Annotated in this window: 1 protein-coding gene; it reads left to right on the forward strand. The window is 25.0% G+C overall.

Translation table 11 applies throughout. From position 1 onward, the window contains the following. Positions 1 to 121 precede the first annotated feature (121 nt). Positions 122 to 2,800: a cyclic nucleotide-binding serine/threonine-protein kinase gene (locus QZ146_RS08540; RefSeq protein ID WP_295723618.1), complete on the forward strand. Its 2,679-nt coding sequence runs from the start codon at positions 122 to 124 to the stop codon at positions 2,798 to 2,800. Positions 2,801 to 3,010: the final 210 nt, after the last annotated feature.

The raw sequence follows: 3,010 nt of genomic DNA on the forward strand, positions 1-3,010 counted from the left end.
TATAAAATTAAAAAACAATAATTTATTATTTAAAATAATTAAATTAAAAATATAAATTATTTTTATTAATTAATATCTAAATAATTATTTTTAATATTATTTACATCAAAAATTAAATATTATGGGTGGTGAATTAGACAAATTTGAAGAAAAAGGACCAATTCAATTAAATACAAAAAAGTTCAAAAGTGCATTCCAAAAAGTAATTTCAAATATAAAAACTGAACAGGCTAGAAAGAAAACAGTTGTACAAGGTAGGAGTTTAATAAGAAAAGACAAAATCAAAGTTCCTTCTAATTATCCTTCTTTAAACAAAGAGATAACCATGATGACTTTAATTCAAGAGAAAAATCCTGAAAAAATTGACTATGATTTAATAAATAATTGTATAAGTAAACATTATTTTATGCAGTCACTGAAAAATCATGAAAGAAATGAGATAATCGTTAATATGTCTTTATATAAAGTAAAACCACATGTTACATTATATTATCAGGGAGCTTTTGGTAATTATTGGTTTATTGTTCATAAAGGAGAATTAGAATATTTTGTTGATGGAGTTAAAAAAGCTACTTATAGAAAAGGAGATAACTTTGGCGAAATTGCACTTATGAATAATTGCCCAAGAAATGGTACAGTGAAGGCCATAACTGAATGTGAGTTATGGGCATTAGATAGAGAAGATTTTGAAAATATAAAAGAATATTTATATAAACTTAGCTTTAGAGAAAATATGCAATTTCTAAAATCCCTAAAGATTCCTTTAGGAGATGAAGTTAAATCGAATATGGCTAATTATTTAGTTAAAAATATTTATAAAGCTAGAGATTTTATCTATAAACAAGGAGATATATCTAGCTGCATATATTTAATTAAAGAAGGTGAAGTCAATTTTCTTGTGCATAATCAATTAGTTCGAACAAAAAAAAGATCGGAATATTTCGGACAAAACGGACTTTTTGAAGGACACAGAAGAGGAACAGATGCTATAGCAAAAACAAATTGCGTAATTTTTACCATATCTAACGACTTTTTCCAAAATCATTTTGGAGATGACTTTAAAGACCAATTATATTTCAGTTTATTAAAAATATCATTATTGCAATCACACAATTTTAAAACAATAAATGCCAGTATATTAAATAAAGCTTTTAAATTTTTCAAATTTAAATCAGTTAGAAAAGGTACTACCATCTACAGAAAAGGAACTGAAGTGCATAAGAAAATGTGCGTAATTCTAGAAGGTAATGTTATTGATAATAGAACAAATAGAGTTGTAGGAGAAACATATTCTATATTATTCGAGGATAATGTCGTAAATGAAAAGGAGTTGAAACTTCAAAATGATCTTGTAGCTAATTTAAATTGCATCATAGCAGAAGCTAATTACGATGACGTAAAAGCTGTTTTAGGAGGAGATATTAAAGTGGCAAAAGAAGTGTCACATGCATTGAATGCTATAGATAATATAAAATTATTTAGGAACTTAAATGCTGCAAAAAAAGAAATGATTCAAAAAAATTTAAAAGTTGAGAAATTCTCAAGTGGACAAAAAATTATATTACAAGGTAGTATAGGGGATAAATTATATATTGTTAAAAAAGGAAAAGTTGATTTCCTCTTTGATAATAAGTATATGAAATCACTATTTGAAGGGGATGATTTCGGGTCTAAATCTCTCATTCTAAGTGATAGAAAAAGCCTGTCAACAATAGTAGCAAATGGCCCTGTAGAATGTTATACCTTATCAGCTAATATATTCAATAGTATTTTAAATCCACAACTAAAAGACTACTTCATGAAGCAATATTATTTTAATGATTATTCAATTGAATTAGAAGATTTAGAAAATATTAAACTACTTGGAGAAGGTAGTTATGGATTTGTAAATTTAGTTCGTAGTAAAAAAAATAAACAACTATATGCTGCCAAAGCACTTGATTTAATTCAAATAAAAGAAGAAAACATTTTAACTAGAGTTGAAACAGAAAAAAACACTCTATTAAAAATGGACCATCCTTTTATTGCCAAAACTGTAAAATATATAAAAGGAGATATTTATCTTTATTATATCATGGAATATGTCAGAGGAAAAGAACTTTTTGATGTAATGCGTGATATTAATTTACTCAATAAAGCTCAAACCCAATTTTTTGGGGCTTCAATGTTGGAAGTATTAAATTATTTACATAGTCAAAAAATAATATATCGTGACCTGAAACCTGAAAATATAATGGTTTTAGAAAACGGTTATATAAAATTCTTTGATTTTGGAACAGTTAAATTAATAAGAGATAGATGTAAGACATTTATTGGCACCACATCATATATGGCCCCTGAAATATTCACTGGAAATGGATATTCTTTCCAGGTAGATTTGTGGGCTCTTGGTGTTGTTATGTATGAATTCGTTTGCGGATCAATTCCATTTGGTGAAGATATTGAAGAGCCTATGGAATTCTATAATGTAATGATAAAACAAAATTTGTCTTTTCCTTCATTTGTTAATGATCATTTGTTTAAGGATTTAATTCAGAAGCTATTAGTAAAAGATCCAAATAAAAGATTAAGTCAATATATGAAAATAAGAGAACATCCTTATTTTAAGGATTTTGACTGGGAAAAATTAATATCTTTGGATTTAAGGGCACCTTACACTTATAAATTAAATGATATAATTCCACTTAATAGTAATATGATGTATTTGGATTATTTGAAAAGTCTAGGAAATATACCATTATATAAAAGAAAGCAGAGCGTGAGACAAAAAAAATTTAATAAATGGTTCAAAAACTTTTAAATTTAAAAAGATAAGAATTATATTCTTGATTAATTATGTGATTTAAAACCAACAAATATGCTATTCTATTAAAGTTCATTCTTTCTCCATTATTATTTATTAAATATTAATTATTAATTATTTTTTAATTTGAGTAATTTAAATTAAATTAATTAAAAAAAAAATTAATTTGTATAATTAAAATAATTAAAATATTTATTTTGAATAAAT

Origin of the sequence: uncultured Methanobrevibacter sp., from assembly GCF_905235195.1 — an archaeon.
Lineage (GTDB): Archaea > Methanobacteriota > Methanobacteria > Methanobacteriales > Methanobacteriaceae > Methanarmilla.

What these genes read in the sequence shown, in the direction of transcription:
- QZ146_RS08540 (WP_295723618.1), top strand. Translation starts at nt 122, where the DNA reads ATGGGTGGTGAATTAGACAAATTTGAAGAAAAAGGACCAATTCAATTA.